Source organism: Bradyrhizobium sp. SZCCHNR3119, assembly GCF_032487775.1.
Classification (GTDB): Bacteria; Pseudomonadota; Alphaproteobacteria; order Rhizobiales; family Xanthobacteraceae; genus Bradyrhizobium.
Window position 1 is genome coordinate 4,843,421 of the sequence record NZ_JAUEUV010000001.1, and the last position, 25,088, is coordinate 4,868,508.

At 64.0% G+C, this 25,088-nt stretch carries 31 protein-coding genes; 13 read left to right on the plus strand and 18 right to left on the minus strand.

What is annotated here, in order from left to right; genetic code table 11:
• Positions 1-5: 5 nt before the first annotated feature.
• The 3 genes from QX034_RS22280 (at position 6) to QX034_RS22290 (ending at position 3,041) form a co-directional block, all read left to right on the plus strand.
• Positions 6-605: a histidine phosphatase family protein gene (locus tag QX034_RS22280; protein ID WP_315706951.1), complete on the plus strand. Its 600-nt coding sequence runs from the start codon at positions 6-8 to the stop codon at positions 603-605.
• Between the two features lie 110 nt (positions 606-715).
• Positions 716-1,801 carry a chorismate synthase gene (gene aroC / locus QX034_RS22285; protein ID WP_315741640.1) on the plus strand — a complete coding sequence of 362 codons (1,086 nt, stop codon included), beginning with the start codon at positions 716-718 and terminating at the stop codon, positions 1,799-1,801.
• A gap of 58 nt (positions 1,802-1,859) precedes the next feature.
• Positions 1,860-3,041 (plus strand): adenylate/guanylate cyclase domain-containing protein, encoded by a 1,182-nt coding sequence (locus tag QX034_RS22290; protein WP_315706953.1) that lies wholly within the window; start codon positions 1,860-1,862, stop codon positions 3,039-3,041.
• Positions 3,042-3,044: 3 nt separating this feature from the next.
• Here the strand turns inward: QX034_RS22290 and clpS are convergent, their stop codons facing one another.
• Positions 3,045-3,362, minus strand: a complete 318-nt coding sequence (clpS, locus tag QX034_RS22295) for an ATP-dependent Clp protease adapter ClpS (RefSeq protein WP_315765078.1) — start codon at positions 3,360-3,362, stop codon at positions 3,045-3,047.
• Between the two features lie 213 nt (positions 3,363-3,575).
• Here clpS and QX034_RS22300 point away from each other — a divergent pair, with 213 nt between their 5' ends.
• Positions 3,576-4,436: a DUF1194 domain-containing protein gene (locus QX034_RS22300; RefSeq protein ID WP_315706955.1), complete on the plus strand. Its 861-nt coding sequence runs from the start codon at positions 3,576-3,578 to the stop codon at positions 4,434-4,436.
• A gap of 352 nt (positions 4,437-4,788) precedes the next feature.
• On the opposite strand, the gene QX034_RS22305 is transcribed toward QX034_RS22300, so the two are convergent.
• Positions 4,789-4,944, minus strand: a complete 156-nt coding sequence (locus tag QX034_RS22305) for a hypothetical protein (RefSeq protein ID WP_315751265.1) — start codon at positions 4,942-4,944, stop codon at positions 4,789-4,791.
• Between the two features lie 51 nt (positions 4,945-4,995).
• Here QX034_RS22305 and QX034_RS22310 point away from each other — a divergent pair, with 51 nt between their 5' ends.
• Positions 4,996-5,373 (plus strand): septal ring lytic transglycosylase RlpA family protein, encoded by a 378-nt coding sequence (locus QX034_RS22310; protein WP_315706956.1) that lies wholly within the window; start codon positions 4,996-4,998, stop codon positions 5,371-5,373.
• 27 nt (positions 5,374-5,400) lie between these two features.
• On the opposite strand, the gene QX034_RS22315 is transcribed toward QX034_RS22310, so the two are convergent.
• The 8 genes from QX034_RS22315 to QX034_RS22350 all read right to left on the minus strand — a co-directional run bounded on the left by QX034_RS22315 (position 5,401) and on the right by QX034_RS22350 (position 15,272).
• The gene (locus QX034_RS22315) at positions 5,401-6,639 is read right to left on the minus strand and encodes a class I SAM-dependent RNA methyltransferase (RefSeq protein WP_315767441.1); all 1,239 of its coding nucleotides are present in this window, start codon (positions 6,637-6,639) and stop codon (positions 5,401-5,403) included.
• Positions 6,632-7,369, minus strand: a complete 738-nt coding sequence (locus QX034_RS22320; protein WP_315741636.1) for a TlyA family RNA methyltransferase — start codon at positions 7,367-7,369, stop codon at positions 6,632-6,634. The genes QX034_RS22315 and QX034_RS22320 overlap by 8 nt, the downstream gene beginning before the upstream one ends.
• Before the next feature lie 315 nt (positions 7,370-7,684).
• On the minus strand, positions 7,685-8,245 hold the full coding sequence (locus tag QX034_RS22325; protein WP_315706959.1) for a nucleoside 2-deoxyribosyltransferase: 561 nt from the start codon (positions 8,243-8,245) through the stop codon (positions 7,685-7,687).
• A 30-nt stretch (positions 8,246-8,275) separates the two neighbouring features.
• Positions 8,276-10,201, minus strand: coding sequence for a 1-deoxy-D-xylulose-5-phosphate synthase (gene dxs, locus QX034_RS22330; protein WP_315706960.1), 1,926 nt, complete (start codon positions 10,199-10,201; stop codon positions 8,276-8,278).
• 379 nt (positions 10,202-10,580) lie between these two features.
• Complete coding sequence (locus tag QX034_RS22335; protein WP_315766827.1) at positions 10,581-11,888, minus strand: hypothetical protein; 1,308 nt, start codon at positions 11,886-11,888, stop codon at positions 10,581-10,583.
• Between the two features lie 318 nt (positions 11,889-12,206).
• Positions 12,207-12,458, minus strand: coding sequence for an exodeoxyribonuclease VII small subunit (locus tag QX034_RS22340; protein WP_315706962.1), 252 nt, complete (start codon positions 12,456-12,458; stop codon positions 12,207-12,209).
• 124 nt (positions 12,459-12,582) lie between these two features.
• Positions 12,583-13,512, minus strand: a complete 930-nt coding sequence (locus QX034_RS22345; protein ID WP_315706963.1) for a histone deacetylase family protein — start codon at positions 13,510-13,512, stop codon at positions 12,583-12,585.
• Positions 13,513-13,610: 98 nt separating this feature from the next.
• Positions 13,611-15,272 carry a bifunctional metallophosphatase/5'-nucleotidase gene (locus QX034_RS22350; RefSeq protein ID WP_316195796.1) on the minus strand — a complete coding sequence of 554 codons (1,662 nt, stop codon included), beginning with the start codon at positions 15,270-15,272 and terminating at the stop codon, positions 13,611-13,613.
• Between the two features lie 113 nt (positions 15,273-15,385).
• Between QX034_RS22350 and bla the strand changes: the two genes are divergently transcribed.
• Complete coding sequence (gene bla / locus QX034_RS22355) at positions 15,386-16,270, plus strand: subclass B3 metallo-beta-lactamase (RefSeq protein WP_315706965.1); 885 nt, start codon at positions 15,386-15,388, stop codon at positions 16,268-16,270.
• A 54-nt stretch (positions 16,271-16,324) separates the two neighbouring features.
• Here the strand turns inward: bla and QX034_RS22360 are convergent, their stop codons facing one another.
• Together QX034_RS22360 and QX034_RS22365 are read right to left on the minus strand one after the other, a co-directional pair.
• Positions 16,325-17,086: a crotonase/enoyl-CoA hydratase family protein gene (locus tag QX034_RS22360; RefSeq protein WP_315706966.1), complete on the minus strand. Its 762-nt coding sequence runs from the start codon at positions 17,084-17,086 to the stop codon at positions 16,325-16,327.
• 187 nt (positions 17,087-17,273) lie between these two features.
• Positions 17,274-17,753 carry a hypothetical protein gene (locus tag QX034_RS22365; RefSeq protein ID WP_315706967.1) on the minus strand — a complete coding sequence of 160 codons (480 nt, stop codon included), beginning with the start codon at positions 17,751-17,753 and terminating at the stop codon, positions 17,274-17,276.
• A 201-nt stretch (positions 17,754-17,954) separates the two neighbouring features.
• Between QX034_RS22365 and QX034_RS22370 the strand changes: the two genes are divergently transcribed.
• On the plus strand, positions 17,955-18,734 hold the full coding sequence (locus tag QX034_RS22370) for a thioredoxin family protein (protein WP_315741631.1): 780 nt from the start codon (positions 17,955-17,957) through the stop codon (positions 18,732-18,734).
• Positions 18,735-18,932: 198 nt separating this feature from the next.
• On the opposite strand, the gene QX034_RS22375 is transcribed toward QX034_RS22370, so the two are convergent.
• Positions 18,933-19,154, minus strand: a complete 222-nt coding sequence (locus tag QX034_RS22375) for a hypothetical protein (protein ID WP_316168301.1) — start codon at positions 19,152-19,154, stop codon at positions 18,933-18,935.
• Here QX034_RS22375 and QX034_RS22380 point away from each other — a divergent pair.
• Positions 19,129-19,272: a hypothetical protein gene (locus QX034_RS22380; protein ID WP_315741629.1), complete on the plus strand. Its 144-nt coding sequence runs from the start codon at positions 19,129-19,131 to the stop codon at positions 19,270-19,272. The two genes, QX034_RS22375 and QX034_RS22380, sit on opposite strands and share 26 nt — an antisense overlap.
• Before the next feature lie 12 nt (positions 19,273-19,284).
• On the plus strand, positions 19,285-19,407 hold the full coding sequence (locus tag QX034_RS22385; protein WP_315741628.1) for a hypothetical protein: 123 nt from the start codon (positions 19,285-19,287) through the stop codon (positions 19,405-19,407).
• Positions 19,408-19,601: 194 nt separating this feature from the next.
• Here the strand turns inward: QX034_RS22385 and QX034_RS22390 are convergent, their stop codons facing one another.
• Both QX034_RS22390 and QX034_RS22395 read right to left on the minus strand, forming a co-directional pair.
• Positions 19,602-20,039 (minus strand): hypothetical protein, encoded by a 438-nt coding sequence (locus tag QX034_RS22390; protein ID WP_316195797.1) that lies wholly within the window; start codon positions 20,037-20,039, stop codon positions 19,602-19,604.
• 4 nt (positions 20,040-20,043) lie between these two features.
• Complete coding sequence (locus QX034_RS22395) at positions 20,044-20,367, minus strand: DUF2147 domain-containing protein (RefSeq protein ID WP_316173512.1); 324 nt, start codon at positions 20,365-20,367, stop codon at positions 20,044-20,046.
• A gap of 28 nt (positions 20,368-20,395) precedes the next feature.
• Here QX034_RS22395 and QX034_RS22400 point away from each other — a divergent pair, with 28 nt between their 5' ends.
• Positions 20,396-21,157: a TetR/AcrR family transcriptional regulator gene (locus QX034_RS22400; RefSeq protein ID WP_316195798.1), complete on the plus strand. Its 762-nt coding sequence runs from the start codon at positions 20,396-20,398 to the stop codon at positions 21,155-21,157.
• Positions 21,158-21,246: 89 nt separating this feature from the next.
• Here the strand turns inward: QX034_RS22400 and QX034_RS22405 are convergent, their stop codons facing one another.
• Positions 21,247-21,927 carry a spermidine synthase gene (locus QX034_RS22405; RefSeq protein WP_315706974.1) on the minus strand — a complete coding sequence of 227 codons (681 nt, stop codon included), beginning with the start codon at positions 21,925-21,927 and terminating at the stop codon, positions 21,247-21,249.
• Between the two features lie 432 nt (positions 21,928-22,359).
• Here QX034_RS22405 and QX034_RS22410 point away from each other — a divergent pair, with 432 nt between their 5' ends.
• On the plus strand, positions 22,360-22,764 hold the full coding sequence (locus QX034_RS22410; RefSeq protein ID WP_316195799.1) for a nuclear transport factor 2 family protein: 405 nt from the start codon (positions 22,360-22,362) through the stop codon (positions 22,762-22,764).
• 107 nt (positions 22,765-22,871) lie between these two features.
• The gene (locus tag QX034_RS22415) at positions 22,872-23,090 is read left to right on the plus strand and encodes a hypothetical protein (protein ID WP_316195801.1); all 219 of its coding nucleotides are present in this window, start codon (positions 22,872-22,874) and stop codon (positions 23,088-23,090) included.
• Positions 23,091-23,280: 190 nt separating this feature from the next.
• Here QX034_RS22415 and QX034_RS22420 read toward each other — a convergent pair whose 3' ends face one another.
• A complete protein-coding gene (locus QX034_RS22420) occupies positions 23,281-23,856 on the minus strand; it encodes a hypothetical protein (RefSeq protein ID WP_316195803.1) in 576 nt (191 codons plus the stop codon).
• A 137-nt stretch (positions 23,857-23,993) separates the two neighbouring features.
• Here QX034_RS22420 and QX034_RS22425 point away from each other — a divergent pair, with 137 nt between their 5' ends.
• Complete coding sequence (locus tag QX034_RS22425; RefSeq protein WP_316195805.1) at positions 23,994-24,227, plus strand: hypothetical protein; 234 nt, start codon at positions 23,994-23,996, stop codon at positions 24,225-24,227.
• A gap of 169 nt (positions 24,228-24,396) precedes the next feature.
• On the opposite strand, the gene QX034_RS22430 is transcribed toward QX034_RS22425, so the two are convergent.
• Complete coding sequence (locus QX034_RS22430) at positions 24,397-24,891, minus strand: hypothetical protein (RefSeq protein ID WP_316195806.1); 495 nt, start codon at positions 24,889-24,891, stop codon at positions 24,397-24,399.
• Between the last annotated feature and the right edge of the window lie 197 nt (positions 24,892-25,088).

The following is a 25,088-nucleotide window of genomic DNA, read 5'->3' on the forward strand; positions in this document are numbered from 1 at the left end:
CCGCAATGCCTGCGCCGACGATCTACTACATCCGCCACGGCGAGACGGAATGGAATGCGCTGGGCCGGCTGCAGGGCACGCAGGACATTCCGCTGAACGATCTTGGCCGGGTGCAGGCGGTTCAGGCCGGCAATATCCTCAGCGAGCTCGCCGGGCGGAATGGCCACGAACTCGCGAGGCTGCCCTTCGTGGCGAGCCCGCTGGGCCGGGCCAGGGCGACCATGGAGCTGGTGCGCCGGACGCTGCAGCTTCCCCCGGAAGACTATGCGCTCGATCCGCGGCTGCGCGAGATCGGCTACGGCAAATGGGAAGGCTTCACGCTGCCGGAGATGGAGGCTGCGGATCCCGTCTTCTACGCCCAGCGGCTGACCGAGAAATGGACCCTGGCGCCCGAGGGCGGCGAGACCTATGCTGATGTCGAGCAGCGGGTGCGGCAATGGTACGATACGCTTGACGCCGATACCGTCGCGGTTGCGCACGGCGGCACGGCGCGGGCGCTGATGGTGGCGCTCGGCTTCGCGACGCCGCAGCGCGCGGTCGATCTGCCGATCCAGCAGGGCGCGGTCTATGTGTTCGGCCCGGACGGGTTCGAGAAGTTTAGTTAGTTCATGTCATTCCGGGGCGATGCGCAGCATCGAACCCGGAATCTCGAGGTTCCCGGTCTGGTCCTTCGGACCATCCCGGAACGACGGTTTGCTGATTGGTAGATCCGCTCATGTCCTTCAACACCTTCGGCCACATGTTCCGCGTCACCACCTTCGGCGAGAGCCATGGGGTGGCGATCGGCTGCGTCGTCGACGGCTGCCCGCCGCGCATTCCGCTGACCGCTGAGGAGATCCAGCACGATCTCGACCGCCGCCGTCCGGGCCAGTCGCGTTTCACGACCCAGCGCCAGGAGCCGGACCAGGTGAAGATCCTGTCCGGCGTGATGGTTCATCCCGAAACCGGTGTGCAGGTGACCACCGGCACGCCGATTGCGCTGCTGATCGAGAACACCGACCAGCGCTCGAAGGACTATTCCGAGATCAAGGACAAGTTTCGACCGGGCCACGCCGACTTCACCTACGAAGCCAAATACGGCCTGCGCGATTATCGGGGCGGCGGCCGCTCCTCGGCGCGCGAGACGGCGACGCGCGTCGCGGCCGGTGCGATCGCCCGCAAGATCCTGCCCGATGTGAAGGTGCGCGGCGCGCTGGTGCAGATGGGCCCGCACAAGATCGACCGTGCCAAATGGGATTGGGACGAGGTCGCGCGCAATCCGTTCTTCTGCCCCGACAAGGACAAGGCGGCGTTCTTCGAAGATTATCTCGACGGCATCAGGAAGAGCGGCTCCTCGATCGGCGCAGTTCTGGAAATCGTTGCCGAAGGCGTGCCGGCCGGCCTGGGCGCGCCACTCTACGGCAAGCTCGATGCCGACCTCGCGGCGGCGATGATGAGCATCAATGCCGTCAAGGGCGTCGAGATCGGCGCCGGCTTTGCCGCGGCCGAACTCACGGGCGAGGAGAATGCCGACGAGATGCGCTCCGGCAATGACGGCACGCGCTTTCTGTCCAACCATGCCGGCGGCGTCCTCGGCGGCATCGCCACGGGGCAGCCGATCGTGGTGCGCTTTGCGGTGAAGCCGACCTCGTCGATCCTCAACCCCCGCCGCACCGTCGATCGCCAGGGCAACGAGACCGAGATCCTGACCAAGGGCCGGCACGACCCCTGCGTCGGCATCCGCGCGGTGCCGGTGGGCGAAGCGATGATGGCCTGCGTGCTCGCCGACCATCTGCTGCGTCATCGTGGCCAGGTCGGATAGCTGCTCGCGCAGCGACGGCCGTTTGCCGGCAGCTTGTCGCTCGCTTAATGTTCGGCGCATGGACGTATCCAAACTACAGGACATCAAGGACTGGCTGATCGATGGCGCGCACACTTCCGTGACGCCCGAGCAGATGATGTCTGCCTTCTGCGAACGCATGGTGGCTCTGGGCGTGCCGCTATGGCGGACCGGCATCTTCGTCCGCACCCTGCACCCAGAGATTCTCGGCCGCAATCTGATCTGGCGCCCGGGTGCGGAGGTCCAAGTCGGCAGCGTCGACTTCAGCTTCCTGGAATCGCCGATGTTCAGGACGAGCCCGCTCTCGGCGGTGTTCGAGCGCAGCGGCGAATTCAGGATGGATCCGACCTCTCCCGATGCGGAGCGATTTCCTCTTCTGCTGGACCTGCGCGCCGAAGGCGGGACCGACTATATCGCCCTGCCTCTGGCGTTCCACGATGGCTCGGTGAACGCGTCGAGCTGGACCACCAGATGCCCGGGCGGTTTCACCGACGTGCACATGCAGGCGATCCGCGCGGTACTTCCGGCGCTCGCGCGCAACATCGAGATTGTGACACTGCAGCGGACCGCCGCGATGCTGCTCGACACCTATGTCGGTAACCGCGCCGGCGAGCGCATTCTCGGCGGCCAGATCCGTCGTGGCCACGCCGATACGATGCATGCGGCGATCTGGCTGTCGGACCTGCGTGGCTTCACGTCGCTGTCCGACCGGCTGCCGGCCGAGACCGTCGTCGAGATCCTCAATCATTATTTCGATTGCCAGGTCGCCGCGATCGGAGAGCAGGGCGGCGAGGTGCTGAAGTTCATGGGCGATGGTCTGCTCGCGGTGTTTCCGATCGCCGAGCGGGACGGCGATCCTGCGGAGGTCTGCGCTCGCGTGCTTGCCGCCGCGCGTGCCTCGCGCGCAAGCGTCGCCGCGCTCGAATACTCAGTCGGAGATACGATCGAGCGCTTCCGCTTCGGCGTGGCGCTGCACGTCGGCAAATTGCTCTACGGCAATATCGGCGGCGGCAACCGTCTCGATTTTACTTGCATCGGTCCGGCGGTGAACCTCGCTGCACGCCTGGAAAAGCTCACCTCGCGGCTGAAGCGCACCATCGTGGCCTCGGAGACGTTCGCCGGGGTGTCCGGTGAAGACTGGATCGAGCTCGGCGCATTTCCGATCGCTGGCTTCTCGACCGAGCAAAAAGTGTTCGGATTGCGCGAGGAGGCCGCAGCTTAGCTGTTATTCCTCCGGCTCGGTGGTGAACAGCAGCGGATAGCCTTTCGCACGGCCGGCGTCGGTGGCGCGCGTCGCCTTGGTCTCGGCCACGTCCTTGGTGAAGACGGCGACCACGCAGACGCCGCGCTGGTGCGCCGTGATCATCACCTTGTAGGCCTCGTCCTCGGTCATGCGGAATTCCGCCTTCAGCACCGAGACGACGAACTCACGGGGCGTGAAGTCGTCATTGACCAGGATCACCTTGTAGAGACGCGGGCGCTCGACCTTGGTCCGAACCCTGGTCCTGACCTTCGTCTCCGGCTTGGTGACAGCGTCATTCATTCCAGCGGCACCCATCCTGGTGAAAGGACCGGTCGACCATACAGTTTCCGACTCGGCCGGGGAACTACGGGGTTGCAGGTCAGCCCGGCATGCCTGCTTTATTGCCGGCATCCGGTATGACAGAGCTAACTCGAATGTGAATGGGGCCGCTCGTTCCCACCTTGCCGTCGGCGGATTGCATGTCACCATCCCTCCATACGATTGGAGGGCGGCATGCGCTGGTGGATTTCGATCGGAACCCTGTGCGTCATGGGCGTGCTGGACTGGGGGGACGTCGTACAGGTCAGCGCGGCCCCCAGGGCGCAGCCGACCCAGCAACCGCAGCAACTGAATGAGAAAGAAGCGGGCAGCGTCGACGTTGAACTCATTCTTGCGGTCGATGTCTCCTATTCGATGGACCTCGATGAGCTCGCGATCCAGCGCGAAGGCTACGCCCAGGCGATCGCCTCGAAGGAATTCCTGCAGGCGCTGAAGAACGGTCCGAACGGACGCATTGCCATCACCTATTTCGAATGGGCGGCCTCCGGCGACCAGAAGATCATCATTCCCTGGCGCTTGATCGAGGGGCCGGAGAGCGCGGATGCCGTATCAGCGGAGATCATGAAGACGCCGATCCGCCGCGCCTCGCGCACGTCGATCTCGGGGGCGATCAATTTCGCGATGCCGCTGTTCGATGAAGATCCCTATCGGGGATTGCGGCGGGTCATCGACATTTCCGGCGACGGGCCCAACAACAGCGGCGGGCCGGTCACGATCGCGCGCGATGAAGCTGTTTCCAAAGGCATCGTGATCAACGGCTTGCCCGTCATGGTGAAGGAGCCGTCCTTCTCGACGATGGATATCGAGAATCTCGATCTGTACTACAAGGACTGTGTCACCGGCGGCACGGGCTCCTTCGTGATACCGATCAAGAGCCGGGAAGAATTCAAAGAGGCGATCCGCACCAAGCTGTTGATGGAAGTCGCCGGTCGTATACCCGAGCGCCACATCGTGCCGGTCGCCGACGAGCCGAGGGAGCCACGGGTGTCCTGCACCATCGGCGAGAAGATCTGGCAGGACAGGTGGGGGCGGTAGGGGGTCCCCGGCGGAGCTCATGTCAAGGCCGCTTCTGCCACGAACTCGCGGGTGAGCGCCGCGGCCATCGCGCGATCCGGACGTGCGGAAGCTGCGCGCGAGCGCTGGCTCAGCCTTTGGCCCGGAACATGTCACATCAAAGACACACCCAAGGCTAAAAACCGTAGGTTGTGCGGCGGTTCTGTTCTCGTGCCACGATGCTGCCCTGATCTGTTGGCGACCTTGGCCTCGCTGGGGCGGAGGCGCATAGAACATGCGTACTATCGACCGTGACGACAGGAACTTTGGGGTCAACTGTGGCCCAGTGCATGATCTGGAAGGGCGCGATGCGGCTTTCCGAAAGAGATCATGTTCAGTCGACCATCTCGAGCGCGATAGCGGTTCGACCCGATCCGATCGCGCTCCAGCCGGCCGGGCGCCGGATCTCGCTCGCGGCCAGGTCGGCCGCAAGCTGACGCAGGCGGCAGCCGTCGGTCTGCTTGCAGTCTCCCTTGCAGCGTGCGCGCAATCATCGGTCGTCAGCAGGCAGGCGGGGCTTGCTGCTCCCCCCAGGCAGGCCATGCTCGAGCCGCCGCACCGGGAGGTTCGCCACGTTGCCCGGGCTTCGATCGTGCGCCTCCGCGAGCCGGAGAAGCGCACCGTCGTCGCCGCGCCCGGCGGCTTACGCGGCGTTGCGAGCTTCTATACGGAGGAACAGCAGACCGCGAGCGGCGAGAGATTCGATCCGCATGAGCTGACGGCGGCGCATCCCAGCCTGCCGTTCGGCACGCGCCTGCAGGTCACCAACGTCACCACCGGAAAGTCGGTGGTCGTGCGCGTCAATGATCGCGGCCCGTTCGTGAAGGGACGGGTGGTCGACGTGTCCTACTCGGCGGCCGAAGCGCTCGGCATGACCCATTCCGGCGTCGCCAATGTGAAGCTCGACGTGGTGCGGTGAAGCGCCTGGGGCGAGGAGCCCGCGCGCTCAACGCACCAGTCGCGCCACCAGCTCGACGTGCGGCGTATGGCGGAACTGATCGACCGGCATCACGGTCTCGAGCCTGTAGCCGCCGTCGATCAATAGCCTGACGTCGCGCGCGAACGTGGTGACGTTGCAGGACACGGCAACCACCACAGGGACCTTGCTTGCCGCTAGCTGCTTCGCCTGGGCCTGCGCGCCCTGGCGCGGCGGATCGAACACGACGGCGTCGAAATCGCGCAGCTCCTGCGGCATCAGGGGGCGGCGGAACAGGTCCCGTGTCTCGGCTTTGATCGGCTTCAAGCCGGGCGTATTCGCCGACGCTTTCTGCAGCGACATCACCGCAGCGGCATCGCTGTCGAGTGCGGTGACCCGCGCGGTCGACGCCAGCCGCAGCGCGAACGGTCCGACGCCGCAAAACAGGTCAGCGACGTGTTTGGCGCGGCCGATCCGCTCGCCCACCAGCTTCGCCAGGGTCTCTTCGCCGGCCACGGTCGCCTGCAGGAACGAGCCCGGCGGCAGCGTCACCTGCGCCGCGCCGATGCTGATGACCGGTGCATTGCGCATCAGCACCAGTTCGCCATGACGCGTCAGCCGCGCCAGCCGGTGCTGCTCGGCGACGACAGACAGCGCCGTGATCCGCGGCGACGGCAGTGGACCGGAGCCGCGGATGTCGACGTCGAGGCCGTTATTGGTGGCGGTGGCCTGGATGTCGAGCGGCTTGCCGGTCGGCTTGAGCGCTTCGGTCAAGGCCCATGCGGCTTCCAACGCGCCATCGAGGCCAGGATCAAGGATGGGGCAGCGATCGATCGGGATGATGTCGTGGCTGTTGGCGGCCGAGAAGCCGACCCTCAGCACCTCGTGCGTGCCCATCCGCGCATGGAAGGTGGCGCGGCGGCGGCCGGCGCCGTGCGCGTCGACCAAAGCTCCGACGTCGCAATCGACCTTGGCGGCCCTCAACGTCTCGACCACGAGATTGCGCTTCCAAGCCTGATACGCATCCACCTGCCAATGCTGGATGGCGCAGCCGCCACAGACGCCGAAATGTGGGCAGAAGGGGGTGATCCGCTCGGGGCTCGGGGTCTCCACGGCGAGCAGCTTGCGCCGGTCGGGATGGCCGGGGATATCGGCGGCTTCGACCGTTTCGCCTCCCAACGTATAGGGCACGTAAAGCGCTTCACCGTCGGTGAGCGAGACGCCATCGCCGCGATGGCCGACATGATCGATCAGGAGCCGCTCAACCATGGCGCCGCGCTCCAAGGAAGAATTCGGCATTGCCGTCGCCGCCGGTGATCGGCGAAGGAAACACCTCGATCCCGGTGCAGCCGAGCGAGGCGGCGAAGGCGGCGATATCGTCGCAGACCTCTTGGTGTACGGCCGGATCGCGGATGATGCCGCCCTTGCCATGGGCGCCCTTGGCCTCGAATTGCGGCTTGATCAGCGCGAGCAGGCTCATCGGCGAGGCCGCAAGCGACAGCGCGACCGGCAAGACCAGCTTCAGCGAGATGAAGCTGACGTCGATCACGACCACGTCGGGCCGCTGCGGCAGCCGCTTGCCTTCGAAAGAGCGGATGTCGGTCGTCTCCATCGAGACGATCCGCGGATGCTCCCGCAGCGACGGATGTAGCTGATCGCGGCCGACGTCGATGGCGAACACCAGCGCCGCGCCGTTCGCGAGCAAGACCTCGGTGAAGCCGCCGGTCGAGGCGCCGACGTCGAGGCAGACGTGATCCTCGATTTCGATCGGGTAACGCTCCAGCGCGCCGGCGAGCTTCACGCCGCCACGCGAGACGTAAGGATGCGCCGGCTCGGCCTGCAGATCAGCATCGAGCGGAATGGTTTCGGAGGCCTTCGCGACCTGCTTGGCGTTGGCGAAGACGAGGCCGGCCTCGATCGCGGCCTGCGCCCGTGCGCGGCTCTCGAACAGGCCGCGTTCGACCAAGAGGAGATCAGCGCGTTTGCGAGGAGGGGGCATGAGTTGATCGGTCGGCTTTTATGAGTTGTGAAGCTCGCGCACCAAATTCGCTGTCGTCCCGGGCAAGCACCGACGCGCATCGCGCGTCGATGCGCCGACCCGGGACCCATAACCACAGGACGCAGTTGACGGGAAGGGATCTAACCACTCGTCTGCCACAAACAACGTCCTGTGGTTATGGGTCCCTGCGTTCGCAGGGACGACAGCAGGAATCGTGAAGAGCATGATGCCCTACAGTGAGATGCGTTGGTGGGCAAAGGCGCGTGGCTTCCGGCGTTCCCTAGGTCGTATCGCAATTGACGCCTCGCGCCCACCCTACGGATCCGTGCCCAGCAGCCGCTCGGCTGCCAGCTTGACGCAAATCTCGAACGCCGCGAGATCGTGCCAGACATCCTCCGGCGGTTCGCGCGGCGTCACCAGCGGAAAGCCATGCAGGTCGAGCGCGTGGATCATCATCAGATTGTCGCTGAGCCCGAAATCTTCAACCGCCAGGCCTTCGATATCCGTCAGCAAGCTGCCTTGCGTCATCACGGTCGTGAAGCGCTGCGCGCGCTCGGCGTAGACGGAGGGATCGTTGGAATAGCCGAGGCAGAGCTTGCCACGGCCTGCCATGTAGCCGAGCTCATAGACGGTGCCGGCATCGGCGCCAGGGCCGCGAAACGGAGTGAGATTGGCGATGATGGCGTCGGCCTGATGCATCATCGCCGCGTTGCCGTGGAAGATATCGAGCGAGATCGTGGCCGATGCCAGATCGACTGTGTTGTCGAGCGGATAGAGGCCGAAGAGGCCGTGGCGGGCGCAAATTCCGACCTTCTGGCGCCCGACCTCGACTGCATCCGGCAGGAACACGTCGGGACCTGCCAGATAGATCTTCATGGATCACCCAAAGCCGCGCTGCGACAGCGCTCAGGCGAGCTTGACGACCTCGGCCTTGTAGTCCTTGCCGAGCGCCTCGAACACCTTGCGCACGATGCCCTTGGCGTCGAGCCCGGCGTGGGCATACATCGCCGCCGGCGTATCGTGATCAAGGAATTCGTCCGGCAGCACCATGGAGCGCATCTTCAGCCCGCCGTCGAGCATGCCTTGATCGGACAGGAACTGCATCACATGCGAGCCGAAACCGCCGATCGAGCCTTCCTCGATCGTGATCAGGATCTCATGGTCGCGGGCGAGCTTGAGGACCAGCTCCTCGTCGAGCGGCTTCATGAAGCGCGCATCCGCGATCGATGCCGATAGTCCGAGGGCGGCGAGTTCGTCGGCCGCCTTCTCACATTCGGCCAGACGGGTGCCGAACGAGAGCAGCGCAATCTGCTTGCCCTGTCGGATCATGCGGCCCTTGCCGATCTCCAGGGGAACGCCGAACTCCGGCATCTCGACGCCGCGGCCTTCGCCGCGCGGATAGCGCACCGCGCTCGGGCGATCGTTGATCGCGACCTGGGTCGCCACCATGTGCACGAGTTCGGCTTCGTCGCTGGCGGCCATGATCACCATGTTCGGCAGGCAGCCGAGATAGGCGTTGTCGAACGAGCCGGCATGGGTGGCACCGTCGGCGCCGACCAGGCCGGCGCGGTCGATGGCAAAGCGGACCGGCAGGCTCTGGATCGCGACGTCGTGCACGATCTGGTCGTAGCCGCGCTGCAGGAAGGTCGAGTAGATCGCGCAGAACGGTTTGTAGCCTTCAGCCGCAAGACCTGCGGCGAAGGTCACCGCATGCTGCTCGGCGATACCGACGTCGAATGTGCGCTTCGGGAACGCCTTGGCGAAGATGTCGATGCCGGTGCCGGAGGGCATCGCGGCGGTGATGCCGACGACCTTGTCGTCCTTCTCTGCTTCTTTCACCAGGCTCTGGCCAAACACGTTCTGATAGGCCGGCGCGTTCGGCTTGGCCTTCGCCTGGGTGCCGGTGGCGACGTCGAACTTGACCACGGCGTGATATTTGTCGGCGGAGGCCTCCGCCGGCGGATAGCCCTTGCCCTTCTGGGTAACGACGTGGACCAGGATCGGCCCGGTCTCCATGTCGCGGACGTTCTTCAGCACCGGCAGCAGGTGATCGAGATTATGGCCGTCGATCGGGCCGACGTAATAGAAGCCGAGCTCCTCGAACAGTGTGCCGCCGTCCATCATGAAGCCGCGGGAATATTCCTCGACGCGGTTGGCGCGGTTGGCCAGCACCTTCGGCAGGTGCTTGTTGATCTGCTTCGCCGCCTCGCGCAGCGTGCGGTAGGTCTTGCCAGAATAGAGCCGCGACAGATAGGCGGACATGGCGCCGACGGGCGGCGCAATCGACATGTCGTTGTCGTTGAGGATCACGATCAGGCGCGAGTTCATGGCGCCGGCATTGTTCATGGCCTCGTAGGCCATGCCGGCGGACATCGCGCCGTCGCCGATCACGGCAATCACGTTGTTCTTGCCGCCGGAGAGGTCGCGGGCGACCGCCATGCCGAGGCCCGCCGAAATCGAGGTGGAGGAGTGCGCCGCACCGAACGGATCGTAGTCGCTCTCGGCGCGCTTGGTGAAGCCGGAGAGGCCGCCGCCCGTGCGCAGGGTGCGGATGCGGTCGCGGCGGCCGGTCAGGATCTTGTGCGGATAGGCCTGATGGCCGACGTCCCAGATCAGGCGATCGCGCGGGGTATCGAAAACATAATGGATGGCCGTGGTCAGCTCGACCACGCCGAGGCCGGCACCGAAATGGCCGCCCGTCACCGAAACCGCGTCGATCGTCTCCTGACGCAACTCGTCCGCCACCTGCCGGAGCTGCTCCACCTTGAGCCGACGCAGATCGTCCGGTGTCTTGATGGTATCGAGAAGCGGCGTTTTACTAAATGTGGTCACGGCGATATTCCAATTTTGCAGGTCGGGTTCAAGGGCCGACGTGAGACGGGTTCATCGTAGCAGGCGGCGACACCAAGTCGGATCCAGGACGTCGAATCCAGGTCTCATCCGCGCGGGCCGAAGCCGCGGAACAAGCCTAACCGCGCTTCGGATCCCTCTATGTGATGCAAATCACTCTTGGCGGCGTCATTGTCCTCGTCATTTCGCCAAGTCGCGTTCAGCTCATTTTCTCGTGGTTTTTCAGGCAGTTACTTCCGCCATCCCAGCATGGACGGGGCCTCCAAAAGCCCACAGTTCCGAACCCCTTTACACCAAAGTGCGTCTTAAAGCCAAGCCAGCGGAATATGGCAAGCCCCTCATCGGGTCCTTCCGGCAACACCTAACCCCGGCGGCGTGCGGTGGGTTCCACGTAGCTGCCCAAATCGGCGGCAGCAGGCGGTTCGGACGCGCCGGGCGGGTCCAACACCACCCAGCTGCTGTCGCGGGTCTTGGCGTCGTTTGTCGTGACGACCGCAAGGGCTGCCTCAGGATGAGCCATGCGCTCGCGGAGCGGGACCGGGCCGCAGACGATCATGAAGAAATCGTAGGCGTGGGGCCGTTCGTTGGCCATCACGAACTGGAAGTGCACCCGGAAGAACTGCCAGCGGAACAGCTTGTAGTGGTCCGGCTTGATGATCTCCCGGAAGCGCACCGACACGATGGTCGGATTGCGTCGTTCGGCGCTCAGCTTGATGCCGTGGGCGGCGATCGGATCGAACAGGAAGAAGTTCATCACGTCCTTGCGCGCCTGGCAGTCGATCCAGTCGACCTGCGGCGTGACCGCAAGTTCGGCAAGATGGGCGCGGAAGTCGGCGGCGGCCTTATGGAAGCCGACGATCGGGAAATTACCGCCGAGCGTCAGCAGCATCAGCCGGGCTCTGCCGCGGCCGAGGGCGGGATCGAGCTTCAATGCGCGGGCCAGGATCTCGGCGGCCAGGAACGAGCCGGAGCTGTGGCCGACGATGACGATCTCGTCGGCATCGCTGTTACGCGCCACCTCGGTCAGGTATTGCGCGAAACGGTCGATGCGCCGATCCCATTCGGGACGGCCGCGATGGGCGTATTGCCAAGTCCAGATCGTGTCGCAGAGCAGGTAGAGCACGTAGGTCTGGTTTTCGAAGTAGCGCAGCGCGCCCCACAGCAGGGCGAAGAAAACGGCTGCGCCTGCGGTGAAACTGAGGGGAGAGGGCACGCCGAGCGCGCCCAACCCCTTGCCGAAGACGAAGCCGACCGCCGCCGCGCCCAGCGCTTCCAGCAGCAGGATGATGTGCGGCCAGGTGATGAAGGTCGCAAACCGCCAGTTCGCTCGCCAGAACCGCGCGATGGTGCCGCGGAACATCAGCCGCCAATAGATCCACACCGCCTCCAGCACGATGCGCCAAATCGGCGCGGTGAGGTCGTTCTGAATGAAATCCTCGAAGCGCAGGAAGTCATAGGCGGTGCGGGTCTGCCAGGTCTCGCCCTTGGTCTCGATCGACCAGGAGGCAATGTCGCCATCGGAGCTGGAATGCGGCCGGCTGATCGTCGCGTTGACCCCGTAGAGGCGGCCGAACTTGCGCAGCTCGGTCCGGAACATGCGGTAATATTGCGCAAGCCCGCGCGGGTCGTAGCCCTGCACATAAATGATATGGCGGTTCTGCACGCGCACGCGGGTTTGCAATCCCTTGAATGAACTGGATGAGGACGGGGTCGAAAGCGTCGCTGGTATGGGCCGGCGTTCCAACTTCGCGCGGCTGCCCCGGGCAAACGGCCTGGCGGTCTCCTCCTCGCCGTGGACTATAGCAGCCCGGTCCGCCCTCCAGGACAGATTTGCGAAAGTTTTGGGCTGCTATGCACGATCGAGAGGCGGCTGTCCCGCGGTGAATGCGCGCAGCCCGAAGTGGTCAATCATTCGCAGTTGAAATGCGGCACGGCCGATGCGGCCGGCCCGGAGTGCCCATCTCGCCCTAACGAGAGGGGCTGGAACTCACTGAACGTCGAGCGGCTCGACGCCGACCGGTTGGCCGTTGGCGTCGGTGGTGATCTTCTCGACCCGCGCTTCGGCCTGCCGCAGCAGCTCCTCGCAGCGCCGCTTCAAGGCCTCACCCCGTTCATAGATGGCCACCGACTCCTCCAGCGGCACCTTGCCCTCCTCGAGCCGCTTGACGATCGATTCCAACTCTTCGATCGCGCGCTCGAACGACAGTGTCTTGACGTCGGGGAGGGTGTTGTCTGCCATACCGGGTTCCTGCGATTAGCGCTCCGCGGCCGGGATTCGACCGGGGCCGGCTTTTACACCCCGCCGCCGGTCATGTCAGGCCCCCGGCGGGCCGTGGAACCTGCGGATCGAAGGAAGCTGGGGATCATGCCCCGGTCAGTGCCGCGACATGGGCGGCGACCGATTCCTTCAGGCCCTGCAGATCGTAGCCGCCCTCCAGCACCGAGACCACGCGGCCGCCTGCGGTCTTGTCGGCAAGGTCCATCAGCTTGCGGGTGACCCAGCCGAAATCCTCGGCGCGCAGATTGAGCGAGGCCAGCGGATCGCGGTAATGCGCGTCGAAACCTGCGGAGATGAGGATTAGTTCGGGGCTGAACTTGGTGAGCTGCGGCAGGATCAGGTTCTCGAAGGCCGAGCGGAATTCGAGGCTGCCGTCCTCCGAGGCCAGCGGCGCGTTCACGATGGTATCATGGTCGCCGCGCTCGCTGCGGGCCCCGGTGCCGGGAAACAGCGGCATCTGATGCGTCGAGCAGTACATCACGCTCTTGTCGGCCCAGAAGATGTCCTGGGTGCCGTTGCCGTGGTGGACGTCGAAATCGACGATGGCCGCGCGCTCGATGCCGAACTGGCGCTGCGCATAGCGCGCGGCAATCGCGACATTGTCGAAGAAACAGAAGCCCATCGGCTTGCCGATCTCGGCGTGGTGGCCGGGCGGACGCACCGCGACAAACGCGTTGCGGTGGCTGCCGGACATCACGGCGCTGGTCGCGGCGACCGCGCCGCCGACGCCGCGCATCACCGCTTCCCAGGTGCCGGGTGACATCGACGTGTCGCCGTCGAGATAGATCACACCCGAGGTCGGCGCGACGTGCCTCAGCTCGGTGACATAGTGCTCCTGGTGGCACAGCAGCACCAGGTCGAGATCGCCCTCCGGCGCTTCGTCGCGGTCGAGCAGCGCGAAGCGCTCCTCGGTCAGCGCCTCCTCGACGGCGCGCAGCCGGTCGGCGCGCTCCGGATGTCCCGATGGCGTGGCGTGATCGAGGCAGGCGGGATGGGAGAGATACAGCGTGGACATACGGGACCCAGGCCCTCGCGCGTTGCGGTTGAAACCCCTAATCTAGGCGCTGGCGGCAGGCTCGGGAAGAGCCGGGAGCGCTGAGGGACGGGTTTCCCTCATGGCGCCCGGTTGCTGATCCGGTCCCGCGCGGGCGGCGTCAGCGGGCTGTTGTCCTTCAGATAGGCGAACAGCGCCTCGTCGTCATACCGGCCGGTCAGCGCCTCGCGCCCGCGTTTGAACGCGGTAAAATTGTCGCCGCCGAGCGCGAGATAGGTGTTGATGGTCACGCGATACGATACCGCGGGATCGATCGGCGTGCCGCCCAGCCTCATCGAGGCCGCATCGATCCGTTCGCCATCGGGCTTGGCCGGATCGAAGGCGTAGGAAAATCCCCTCGACACCTGCAGGATGCGCGGCCGCTTCGGATCGTGCCATTGCTGCTCCAAGGCCGCCTTGATGTCGGCGCCCGTCAGCGTCACCGTCACCAGCTGGTTGCGGAAGGGCTGGCTGGCGAACACCTCGGCATAGGTCACCGGGCCACCGTCCGCGCGTCTGACAAGGTCGGTGCGGATGCCGCCGGGATTGGTCATCGCGAGCACGGCGCCGCCCTTGTCGGCCGCCGCCGTGGCAGCGAGCTGCGCGTCGGCCACGACGTCGCCGAGCACGCTTTCGCCCGATGCATTCGGCAGCCGCGACAAGCTCTCGGTGATGATGCCTGCGGGCCGGTTGGCGATCGGGCTCGCGACCTTGTCGTAAGCCTCGATCAGCGCGGTCTGTTCGGAATCCTTGGGCAAGGTGTTCCGCACGATCACATTGTCGGCCTTGGCGCTGATCACGTCGCGCGTCGCCGGGTCGAGCTTGACGTCGATCGCGGTCACCAGCGTGCCGAACTTGTCGCCCGAGGTCACCAGCCGGCCGTCGATCTCGCAGACATAGGCCTGGTGGGTATGGCCGGAGATGACGAGGTCGACCGCCCGGTCGAGCTTCTTGACGATCGCGACGATCGGGCCCGAGATGCCCGGGCATTCATTGTAGCCGCCGCTGGGCCAGCCGCCCTCGTGGATCAGCACCACGATCGCTTCCACGCCCTTGGCCTTCAATTCAGGAACCAGCGCATTCACGGTCTCCGCCTCGTCGCGAAAATCCAATCCGGCCGCCGCGGCCGGCGAGATGATCTCGGACGTCCCCTTCAAGGTCAGGCCGATGAAGGCGACCGGAATGCCCTCGAACGTCCTGATCTCGTAGGGCGGAAATACGGTCTTGCCGGTCTCCGTCACGACCGTCGAAGCGGCGAGATAATGGAAGTCCGCGCCGCGGAACGGATGCGGGCCCTGGCAGCCGTCTTTCGGATGACAGCCGCCGTTCTGCATCCTGAGCAACTCGTCCTTGCCCTCGTCGAATTCGTGGTTACCGACCGAGGCGATCGCGAGCCCCATCAGCGACAGCGATTCGATCGTCGGCTCGTCGTGAAACATGGCCGACAGGAACGGGCTCGCGCCGATCAGATCGCCCGCGGCGACGAAGATGCTGTTGGCGTGGTTGCCGCGCAGCTGCTTCACCAGGCTCGCCATCTGCTCGGCCCCGCCGGCGGGGACGAGCGTGGTCTTGGTCGGGTCGGTGGGATCGCTGATCCGGATGCCCGATGCGGGCGGCTTCAGATTGCCGTGAAAATCGTTGATCGCAAGAATGCGCAGGTCGACCGGCAGACCGCGCTCGGCGCGGGCGGGTGCGAAGCTGATCAGGAGACAGGCGAGGATCGCGCAGCAGCGAAATGTCATGGCGGACTCATAAAGCGGGGAGGCGACACTGTCACGAAGGCGGCTGCGATTGCGTGGCGTTCGCCGTGATGACATAACGAGAGTCAATCAAAGCAAGAAATCGGGAGGTTTCGATGAAAAGGTTGATGGTCGTGGTCGCGGGCATGCTGCTTGCCACCCAGGCCGCAGCGCAGTCGCTGCCGGACTTCATGCGCGACATGATCAAGCACTGGAACACTCCGACCGAGCCGTTCAAGGTCATCGATAACATCTATTACGTCGGCACCGACGGGCTGGCCTCCTATCTCGTGACCACGCCGCAGGGGCACATCCTGATCGACACCGCGATGCCGGAGGCCACCGGGCAGATCGAGGGCAGCATCGCCAAGCTCGGCTTCAAGGTCGCCGATATCAAATACATCATCAACACCCACGCTCATATCGATCACACCGGCGGCCTTGCGCAGATCAAGCAGGAATCCGGCGCGCAGATGGTGGCCGGCGCAAAGGACCAGCCGCTGCTCGAAGGCGGCTATTATCCCGGCCGCGAGGAAGAGAAGCATCTGATGTTTCCGCCGGTGAAGGTCGATCGCGCCGTGCACGAGGGCGATACCATACAGCTCGGCGGCGTCACGCTGACGGCGCACGAAACTCCCGGACACTCGCCCGGCTGCACCAGCTGGACCACGACCGTGAAGGACGGCGAGGCGACACGCAGCGTGATCTTCTTCTGCAGCGCGACGGTGGCGCTGAACCGCCTGGTCGGACGACCGACCTATCCCGGCATCATCGACGACTACAAGAAGACCTTTGCGTGGTCGAAGACCGTGCATCCCGATATCCTGCTGGCGCCGCATCCCGAGATGTACGACATGGCCGGCAAGCGCGCGAAGATCGCCGCGGGCGCGCCGAACCCGTTCGTCAAGCCGGGCGAGTTCAACGCCTATCTCGACAAGCTGGAGACGCAGTTCGCCGACGGCCTCGCCAAGCAGACGGCCGCGGCGGGGGCGGCGAAGTAGGTCGGTCGTCGATGCTGATGGCGTTCTTGGCGTCAGGCTCCGGGCGGCCCGGCCTCAAAGCTTCTTCCGCTCCAGGAACGCCTTGAAGGCGGCCACGGCTTCCTGCGAGCTCATCCGCTCGCCGAAAATATGCGCCTCCTGGTCGATGCGGCGGGTCAGCTCGTCCGGCGGGGTGCGGATGAGCTTGCGCGAGATCGCCACCGCTTCCGCCGGCAGCCGGCAGATCTCGCGCGCGACCTTGTGCGCCTCGACCTCGGTGTGACCCGGCGCCACCACCGTATTGACGAAGCCGGCAATGTGGGCTTCCGCCGCCGTCATGGTTCGTCCCATCACCAGCATGGCGAAAGCGCGCTGATAGCCCATGGTCTGCGGCATCAACAGGCTGGAGGCGCCTTCCGGCACGAGACCGAGCCGCAGGAACGGCGTCGAGAAGGTCGCCGCCGTCGAGGCCAGCACATAGTCGCAGTGAAACAGCATCGTCGTGCCGATGCCGATCGCGACCCCGTCGACGGCGGCGATGATCGGCTTCACGTTATGCGCCAGCGAATACAGGAACTTCACCATGTTGGAAGTGCGCACCGCCTCGCTATTGACGGTGCCGGCATGCAGGAATTCCTCCAGATCGTTACCGGAGGTGAAGACGCCGGAGCCGCCGGTGATCACCAGGCAGCGGATGTTCGGATTGTTCTGCGCGGTGTCGATCGCATCCGTCATGCCGCGATACATGGCTTGCGTGATCGCGTTCTTCTTCTCCGGGCGGCGGAGCTTGATCACCCGCGCCTCGCCCTCGTCGGTGACGATCAGATGGTCGGTCATGTCAGTCCTGCCTTGCACCGGCGGCGTGCGCCGCCACCTGCGCCTGAGTCTTTCCGATCTTCAGCCTACATCATTCGTGCGACAGGCCAAGCGGCGTGCGGGCCTTTGCCGCGGGCCGGGACTTCAATCGGAGCGGCAAATGGCTGTGCGTGGTTAAGAGCCGCTTGCAGCTGCAGCGCAGGGTCGCTCAACATCCCCGGCAGATGCTGGGCACGCCGTATCTCAGCAACCGGTCGTTCTCCTTGACGGTCTGGCGCTCCAGCTTCGCGCGCTGCCGTTTCGACAGATGCCGCCATTGGCGAGCATAGCCAAGGCGCGGCGAATAGACCGGCTGCGTCGAGTTCAAAGGCGCCACGCTCGGCACCGGGACCGGCGCCAGGTTGGGCTGCGGGAGCGGCGGAATCCGCGCCGCATTGCCGATGCCCGAGGGATCACGCACCGAGCCGTTGAGCCCGTTGATGTTGGCCGGTCCGAGCGGAATCCCGCTGGTCCCGGAGTCCTGGGCGTGCGCGGGGCCGCAGAGCAGGAATGACGCCGCAAGGCCGGCCAGCGACGCGCGATGCAGGACGGTTCGGAACGCGGAGGCCGCGGGCGGGCGGGTCATCGAGGCGGGGCTTTCAAAAAGGGCAAGCTGATCAACGCGCGAGACCACCGCCAGTTCCGGCAATGGCGAAGCCTTCGCGGTGCCGTGCGCGGCGCATCACAGCCGCCGGGCAGCGATGTCGGCAAGAAATGGCGCCACACTTGTTACTCCCGCCGTTCGATCGTCCGGTGTCAGAACCATCTCACGACGAACCGCGCGAAGACGCAAATGAATTGCATGTCAGCCGCGTCAGCGGCACCGCGCTTACACCAGGAGGATCGAGCCATGACTGCAACAGCCGAGACCGGACGGATAGGCGCAGAGCCCACGATGAAGCGGCCGGCGATCGTATCGGCGCAAGCCTGGGAGGCGGCGCGCCTTGAGCTGCTCGCGAAGGAGAAGGCCCAGACGCGGGCGCGTGACGCGCTGGCCGCCGAGCGGCGGCGCATGCCGTGGATGGCGGTGGAGAAGGATTATGTGTTCGAGGGGCCGGCGGGCAGGGTCAGCCTGCGCGAGTTGTTCGCCGGCCGGCATCAGCTCATCGTCTACCGCGCCTTCTTCGAGCCGGGCGTGTTCGGCTGGCCCGACCATGCCTGCCGCGGCTGCTCCATGGTGGCCGACCAGGTCGCCCATCTCGCTCATCTGAATGCCCGCGACACCACGCTCGTCTTCGCCTCGCGGGCGCCACAGGCCGACATTGCCAGGCTGAAGGCGAAGATGGGCTGGACCATGCCGTGGGTCACCATCACCGACAGCTTCGATGTCGATTTCGGCGTCGACCAGTGGCACGGCACCAACGTGTTCTTCCGCGACGGTGACCGCGTCTTCCGCACCTATTTCATCAACAGTCGCGGCGACGAGCAGATGGGCGGCACCTGGAACTATCTCGACATCACGCCGCTCGGCCGCCAGGAGGTCTGGGAGGATTCGCCGGAAGGCTATCCGCAGACGCCGACCTACAAATGGTGGAATTGGCACGACAGCTATGTCGAAGGCGCCGCACCGGACAAGCGGTGGGTCGAGGTGTCCGACGCCGGCGAAGCGGCGTTCCGCAAGCGGGGCTGATGCTCTCAGCTCCGCGTTCGCAGCTTTCTGCAGCGATCGCGGCGACGACCGGTGAGGAGCGCGACGATGAGGAGTGGCGGCGGGCCGCGCACAGGCACGCCACTCCTCCGCTGTCGGCCCGGGCAAACGCCTCGGCGTCGTCGAAGCGCCGACCCGGGACTTCGACTACGGCGCCGTTGGCCGCTACCGGAAGGCCACTCAGGCGGTGACGCTCTGGCTCGACGTCGCGCTTGCGCCGCTGCTGGCGCCGCTGGCCGTGCCGCCGTTGGTGGTTCCTTGCGCGTTGTAGGTCTGGGCGCCCTTGCTGCTGTTGCCGCCAGAGCTGGCGGCCGCGCTCTTGGTCACTTCGGACGAACCGTCGGAATAGGTGATGGTCGTGGTGGTGACGCCGTCGATGGTGATCGAGACCTCGCTGACCACCGTTTTGCTCGACGACGAGCCGCCGCTGCCCGAGGAGCTGCTGGAGGAACTGCTGGACGCGCTGCTGGTCGCGTCGGCGTCGGAGGACGATGCGGCCTGCGATGTCGCGGAAGTCTGAGACGTCGCGGACGTGGATTGCGTGGAGGTGGCGGCCTGGGTCGTGGCGGCCGCGGTGAGTGAATTGACGGAGCTGATCGACATGGGACTCTCGCGTGAAGAAGGATCGGTGTGGGTCATGCCGGATGGCGATTGACCCGCTCCTTCAACGCGGATGTTCCTCAGAGCTGGCGTCACGAGTTGTGTCTGATCGTGTCGCTGGGAGCGTCCTTAACGAAGCCTTAAGGCGCGCAAGATTGGCCGTGCCATTTTTCTGCGCGCAAGACGGCGAGGTCGGCCTCCGACGCCGTCGTCGCGCCGACAGCGAGCCCGTGACCCGCCACCGAAGTTTCATCGAGCCACGGTGAGAGGCGGGTAGGGTGCAGCCTTCCGCGGGCCGGATATCTGCAGATATGCAGATGCGAGCAGCCACGCGCCCATCGTGAGACAGTAGATCTTGATCGCGATCTCGATGAGCTCGTCGACGGTAAGCTCGTAGACGAGGCCCGAGTTGAAGCCGTAGGCGAACGCATAGAGTCCGAGGAAAACCAAGCCGGAACCGGCAGCCGCCATCGCAATCGCGCTGAGGCGCTTATCGAACCTTGCCAGCACCGCGGCGAGGAGGGAGGTGATTGCTATCCAGAAGTCCGGAATCGGAAACGACATGAACCAACTGCGGTAGCCCGGCACGAGCTCGATGACAGGAACGGCACCGGAGAAAACCGCTCCCCAGTAGGCGCAGATGCCGGCGGCTGTGAAGCAGAGGGAGGCTTTCAGAAGACGGCTCATCGCGTCACTTCACCCGGACCCAGGTTTCCGTCTGGCAGATCAAGCCAGCCAACGTGCAGCCCTTCAGCTCGAGCTTGGCGGCACTGAGCATCAGAAAGTGTCCCGTGTAGCTCTTGCCATCCAGCGGATTGTAAAGTGTGCCGGTCCAGGTGTTCGGGCTGTTCTCCATCAGGCCCGTAATCATCGTGAGACCGACGAGCGGCTGCTGCCTCAGCGAGGCATCAGGGTTCAGCTTGTCCTGCCATGCCTTGCCTGTCTCGGGATCGATGGGCTCTCGCAGCCAGACGATCTGCCCGCAATCCATGTCGCCGCAGGATTTGAACGTCACATGAGTAGATCCGTCTTCGGTCAACCAGGTGCCGGTCAGGCGTTCGCCTGCCGGCGCCGGTTGCGAGATCGCGATTGATAGTGCGGCCGCGATGCACAATGCGTTTGCTGTTGACACAACTCACCTCAATATGGACATTGTCCATATTGAATACCCTTCGAATATGGACGCTGTCAATATGCGGAATGCCAAAACGGTTCAAAAGGCCTATCATCACGGCAACCTTGCGCAGGTGTTGCTGGACGCCTCGCAGAAGCTGTTGGACGAGGGCGGCATCGACGCGGTCACGGTGCGTGCGGTGGCGCGGGAGGCCGGTGTCGCGCATTCGGCGCCGGCCAACCATTTCAAGGACCGGGACGCATTACTTGGGGCGCTAGCCGCCCGGATCTTCGAGGAGCTGGTCAGGCAAGTAAAAAAGGCGCTCGCCGGCGCGCCGTCTTCGTCGCGGGAGGGGCTGCATGCCGTCGCCAAAGTGATCGTCGGCTATGCGCTCCAGCATCCGAACCGTTACCGGCTGCTGTGGCGCAGCGACAATTTCGCATCCGACAGATCGGCTGCGGAAGCTGCCGGCACGGTACTCTACGATCTCGTCAAATCGATCCTGAGTGCCGATGCCGCGACGGCCAAGGCGAGCATCGATTCACAGGTAATTGCCGCCTGGTCCCTCATTCATGGCTATGTGAGTCTCAGACTGGAGGGCACGATCGTCGATGCTCGCGACGAACGTTCAGGAAAATCGCGCGCGACGGCGATCGTCGACGTCCTGATCGAGGGGCTTGGTCGGACATAGGGCACGATCCGAGCATCGCGGACGTGAGTTGCGTGGCAGTGGCGGACTGGGACCTGACGGCCGCGTTGAACGGGAACATCGCCGCCGCGCTATTTTGCCGGCCGGGTTGCGATCCAGATCACGTGACGCGCACCGCCGCCGGTACCGGTGGCGCGGATCTTGACCTCCTCGGCGACGAAGCCGGCCTTGCGCAAACGCGCGGTGAACTTGTCGTTCGGGTTCGACGACCACACCGCCAGCACGCCACCCGGGCGCAAGGCGCCGAATGCGGCCCGCAGGCCCGCCATGTCGTAGAGCGCATCGTTGGAGGTCCGGGTCAGGCCCTCCGGACCATTGTCGACGTCGAGCAGGATCGCGTCATACGTGCCGCGCCCGGCGGCGATCATCGAACGGACGTCGGCCTCGCGGATGGTGACGCGCGGATCGTCCAGGCTGCCACCGGATAGCTCGGCCATCGGCCCGCGCGCCCAGGCGATCACCGCCGGCACCAGTTCGGCGACGGTGACGCGCGCCTGCGGCCCGAGCACCTTCAGCGCCGCCCGCAGCGTGAAGCCCATGCCGAGCCCGCCGATCAAGAGGTGCGGCGCCGGTCGCTCCTTGATCCGGAAACAGCTCAGCGTCGCCAGCGCCTCTTCCGACCCGAACAGCCGGCTGCTCATCAATTCGTTCTGGCCGAGCTTGATGCTGAACTCCTTGCCGCGCTGCATGAGGCGCAGCTGTTCACCGCCGCCCGGCACGTCCGCGGTGTCGATCAGTTTCCAGGGTATCACGGGCGTCTCTCGTCGGTTTCGATGGCGCTGCTCGGCGACGAGCGGCACGGATTGCATGGTGGCAGCTGTTGCCCGGCGAGAGATTCGCCGGTTGCCCGCCTGCTTACCATACCTCGCGCGCCCAGGACCAAACGTCCGTCGCCGGGCCAGGGGCGGTGTTCATTCGAGAGGGCTGCAGGCTTCGCGATTGAAGCCGGCGATACGGGATGCCCGGATGAACAACGGTGCTGGTATTTTCGTGTGGCATCTTTGCCTCCTTGCACACGTACTGATTAGTTCGGCTGTCCTCGCAGGTCCTGGAGCAGTCTCGTCGCATCGCATCCTGTTAGGTCCGATAGGCTTACGTAGTTAAACTGCGAGTCCATCGGGAGTTCGATTGCAAATACAGCCTTAGGTCGATAAGGTCGTCGTGCTGAACCTTGGGAGGGGTCAATGGGAAATCGCGAGATCGTCCTTGAGCAGGTCAGGCGCGCATATGCAGCGCGCGACAGGGGAGCGTTGGACGATTTGATGGCTGAATTCCATTCGGAGGCGGTTTTCACCCTGGCCGGGGACGAGGGATGCGAGGGCGTCGCGGGAAGCGCGTGCGGGGTACCGCAGGTGAGGGAGCGCATGGCTCAACTCATCGACACGTTCCAGTTCAGGGAGCGGCGGGTCCTGACCGAACTTGTGGATGGGGACCGGGTAGCCGTGCATTCTCGCGTGACCGTGCGGTGCGCTCCCAAGAACGTCGAACAGGAGACCGAGATCCTGGACCTGTTCCGGCTGCGCGATGGAAAGGTCATCGAGCTGATCGAATTTGCTGACACTGCCGTCGCTGCGAAGATGCTGGCGTAGCGGCCGGGAGCTTCCGGACCTCCGCCGTTGCATCGTGGATGGAGGCTCTCCCAAACGATGCAAATATGGGATGCTCAATCTCCGATAACGAGTCGGAGAGCTGTCGCATGGCAACTGTGTTCGTCGAGGCCCGTCCCAAAGGCCGGCCGGAGGGAAGTCCGATCGCCGACTACGTCGTGGAAGACCACGCCGACCACGTGCTCGCGACCTGCGGCACCCAGCACGAGGCCATAGCATGGGCCAAGGCCAACGGCCATTCGCCTCACGTCGCCCGGGTCCGGCATTTGAACGACAAGAAGCGGCCGGACCTCTGGCGCGCGGTGTGATTGCGTCGTGACGTCACCACCGTTGCAGTGAGTAGGGCGGATCAGCGAAGCGTAATCCGCCAGCACTCGGCATGAGCGGAAAGGCGGCGGGTTACGCCTTCGGCTAAGCCGCCCTACGCTACGCTGAGTAGTCCCTCTACGCGCCTTATGATTCTGAATAGGGCTTGCCGAGATTTACCAAGCGGCCTGATCACTGCGGAATCTTCAATTCTTCCATCTGCTGTCCTCGCTCGGCTTCCCATCTCTCGAGCCGGAGCATGTCAAAGGTCCAGACATAGCCGAATGTCCGTTGGAGTCGACTTAGCGGAACGCAATGATCCTTTGATATTCCACGAGCACGGACTTCCTCGTTTTGAGCTAACAGATCGATTAGGCGCTTGACAGGTGGTTCGTCTCTTTCGATGCGCAGTCGTTCCGTGCGGGCTCTTTTTAAATTCTGAGGTACAGGTTCCCAACCGGCAAGCTTTGAGCTCAACTCTGTGAACCTTCGAGCTAGTGCTTCGTGAGCACGCGCTTTTCGATTGAAGCGAAATACCTGATCAAAAGTAGCGGCTGCTGCGACGATCCCAGTGAGCCATTTTGCAATCGTCGTGCCTGCCCCTCCTGAAATCAACGAGAAGAAGCTTGCCGTGCCCGTCAGTGCCGTCGCAACCCGAGTTAAATTGTAACAACCATCGTAGAAGGCTTGCATTTTGGCATGATACCGGCGGCTTCGTTCTACTGCGAAGCAAGTGTCGTAGTAGCCGTCCTCGGACCAGTCGCTCAATCGTCGTCCTTTCGTGGTGGCTTATTCCAATCTGTCGTGCGGTGGATTCGACCACTGTCCGTATCTTTGCGAACCTGATCGTCTGATGGCTTCGGACGATCCTGCGGGCGTTGCGGCTGGGGCCGATCAGGCCCTTGATGGTCTCGTTTGTCGTCGCTCATGATTTCTTCTTGCCTTTTCGTGGTGGTCGCATCCAATCGGTTGATTTTGCAGTTCTGCGCCGCGCTGTCTTCGCCGTCTTCTTAACGGCCCTTTTGACTGCAGTCTTCTTCGTCTTTTTGGTGATCGTTTTTCCGGTGTTCTTGACCTTCTTTGCCATATGGTCCTCGGGCCGAGATGGAGATTTTGGATCAGTGCGTTCTGTTACGTAAAGCGCAAGTCTTAGCCGTGGTTCTCCACACAAAGAGCTTTACCGGTGCGCGTGTGTAGGAACTAGGGCTAACTCGGTGCAAGATTGCTGGATACCAATCTGCTGATTCGCCCATTTGCTGAGAGACTTTCGGAAGCGTGCCCGCGTGGCAGGTTCTGGAGAAGGTGATTCTATGTCTGGCTTATCGAGCGTTCGACAATCTTGGCGAGTCCTTTCAATCTGCTCTGATATCTTAGTGGACTTGTTGCACGGTTGTCTTTTGCGTTGAGGAATTCGTCAGGTTCCGGCGCGTAAGAAATTCCATATACCGATTCTAGCTTTGCCCTGTAGCTGCCCCAGGCAGCGTCGCTGCCGTGCACTACGCAATTTCTTATGCTTGCCAGAACATCAATGTAGTTTCGATCGTGAGCCGGCAAGCTTCTGAACGGATTCTTCGATCCCATTCCTAGCCAGCCGTCGGCTTTGCCGATTAAGTCTCCCATTGATCTAAAATCAAAGTACTTATTGCCCCTTCGAACAATGAATGATGCTAGGCCAACGGTGACGTGCGACACGCCTGATATGGATTCTTCGGAGATGAAGTGCGATGAATCGTGGTTTAGTCCTGCGACTATTCGATCTTCGGCGTACCGCTCCCATATCCCGTGTATTTCAACTGCAGTCATCGCAGACATCCAGCGGACTAACAAGTAGTCGAGCTTGGCTTGTTCGGCGTTTTCGATGCGATCTATTGCCGTCTTTAGGCTCTTCTGAGCACGTTGGCGGAGTTTATGTAGGTCGATTTTCCGTGGCATGTTGCTAGATCAGCTCAAAATGGCGCAGCGAGCGGGTAGTGAACGCGAGGGTGGGTCAAGTGGGCGAT

Coding starts and splice junctions, on each gene's coding strand:
- QX034_RS22430 (WP_316195806.1), bottom strand. CDS start 24,891: ATGACTGCAGTTGAAATACACGGGATATGGGAGCGGTACGCCGAAGAT.
- QX034_RS22280 (WP_315706951.1), top strand. CDS start 6: ATGCCTGCGCCGACGATCTACTACATCCGCCACGGCGAGACGGAATGG.
- clpS (WP_315765078.1), bottom strand. CDS start 3,362: ATGAATGACGCTGTCACCAAGCCGGAGACGAAGGTCAGGACCAGGGTT.
- QX034_RS22380 (WP_315741629.1), top strand. CDS start 19,129: ATGGTGATCGAGACCTCGCTGACCACCGTTTTGCTCGACGACGAGCCG.
- aroC (WP_315741640.1), top strand. CDS start 716: ATGTCCTTCAACACCTTCGGCCACATGTTCCGCGTCACCACCTTCGGC.
- QX034_RS22370 (WP_315741631.1), top strand. CDS start 17,955: ATGACTGCAACAGCCGAGACCGGACGGATAGGCGCAGAGCCCACGATG.
- QX034_RS22360 (WP_315706966.1), bottom strand. CDS start 17,086: ATGACCGACCATCTGATCGTCACCGACGAGGGCGAGGCGCGGGTGATC.
- QX034_RS22290 (WP_315706953.1), top strand. CDS start 1,860: ATGGACGTATCCAAACTACAGGACATCAAGGACTGGCTGATCGATGGC.
- QX034_RS22410 (WP_316195799.1), top strand. CDS start 22,360: ATGGGAAATCGCGAGATCGTCCTTGAGCAGGTCAGGCGCGCATATGCA.
- QX034_RS22315 (WP_315767441.1), bottom strand. CDS start 6,639: ATGGTTGAGCGGCTCCTGATCGATCATGTCGGCCATCGCGGCGATGGC.
- QX034_RS22340 (WP_315706962.1), bottom strand. CDS start 12,458: ATGGCAGACAACACCCTCCCCGACGTCAAGACACTGTCGTTCGAGCGC.
- QX034_RS22300 (WP_315706955.1), top strand. CDS start 3,576: ATGCGCTGGTGGATTTCGATCGGAACCCTGTGCGTCATGGGCGTGCTG.
- QX034_RS22320 (WP_315741636.1), bottom strand. CDS start 7,369: ATGCCCCCTCCTCGCAAACGCGCTGATCTCCTCTTGGTCGAACGCGGC.
- QX034_RS22310 (WP_315706956.1), top strand. CDS start 4,996: ATGCTCGAGCCGCCGCACCGGGAGGTTCGCCACGTTGCCCGGGCTTCG.
- bla (WP_315706965.1), top strand. CDS start 15,386: ATGAAAAGGTTGATGGTCGTGGTCGCGGGCATGCTGCTTGCCACCCAG.
- QX034_RS22350 (WP_316195796.1), bottom strand. CDS start 15,272: ATGACATTTCGCTGCTGCGCGATCCTCGCCTGTCTCCTGATCAGCTTC.
- QX034_RS22415 (WP_316195801.1), top strand. CDS start 22,872: ATGGCAACTGTGTTCGTCGAGGCCCGTCCCAAAGGCCGGCCGGAGGGA.
- QX034_RS22325 (WP_315706959.1), bottom strand. CDS start 8,245: ATGAAGATCTATCTGGCAGGTCCCGACGTGTTCCTGCCGGATGCAGTC.
- QX034_RS22425 (WP_316195805.1), top strand. CDS start 23,994: ATGGTCTCGTTTGTCGTCGCTCATGATTTCTTCTTGCCTTTTCGTGGT.
- QX034_RS22345 (WP_315706963.1), bottom strand. CDS start 13,512: ATGTCCACGCTGTATCTCTCCCATCCCGCCTGCCTCGATCACGCCACG.
- QX034_RS22390 (WP_316195797.1), bottom strand. CDS start 20,039: ATGAGCCGTCTTCTGAAAGCCTCCCTCTGCTTCACAGCCGCCGGCATC.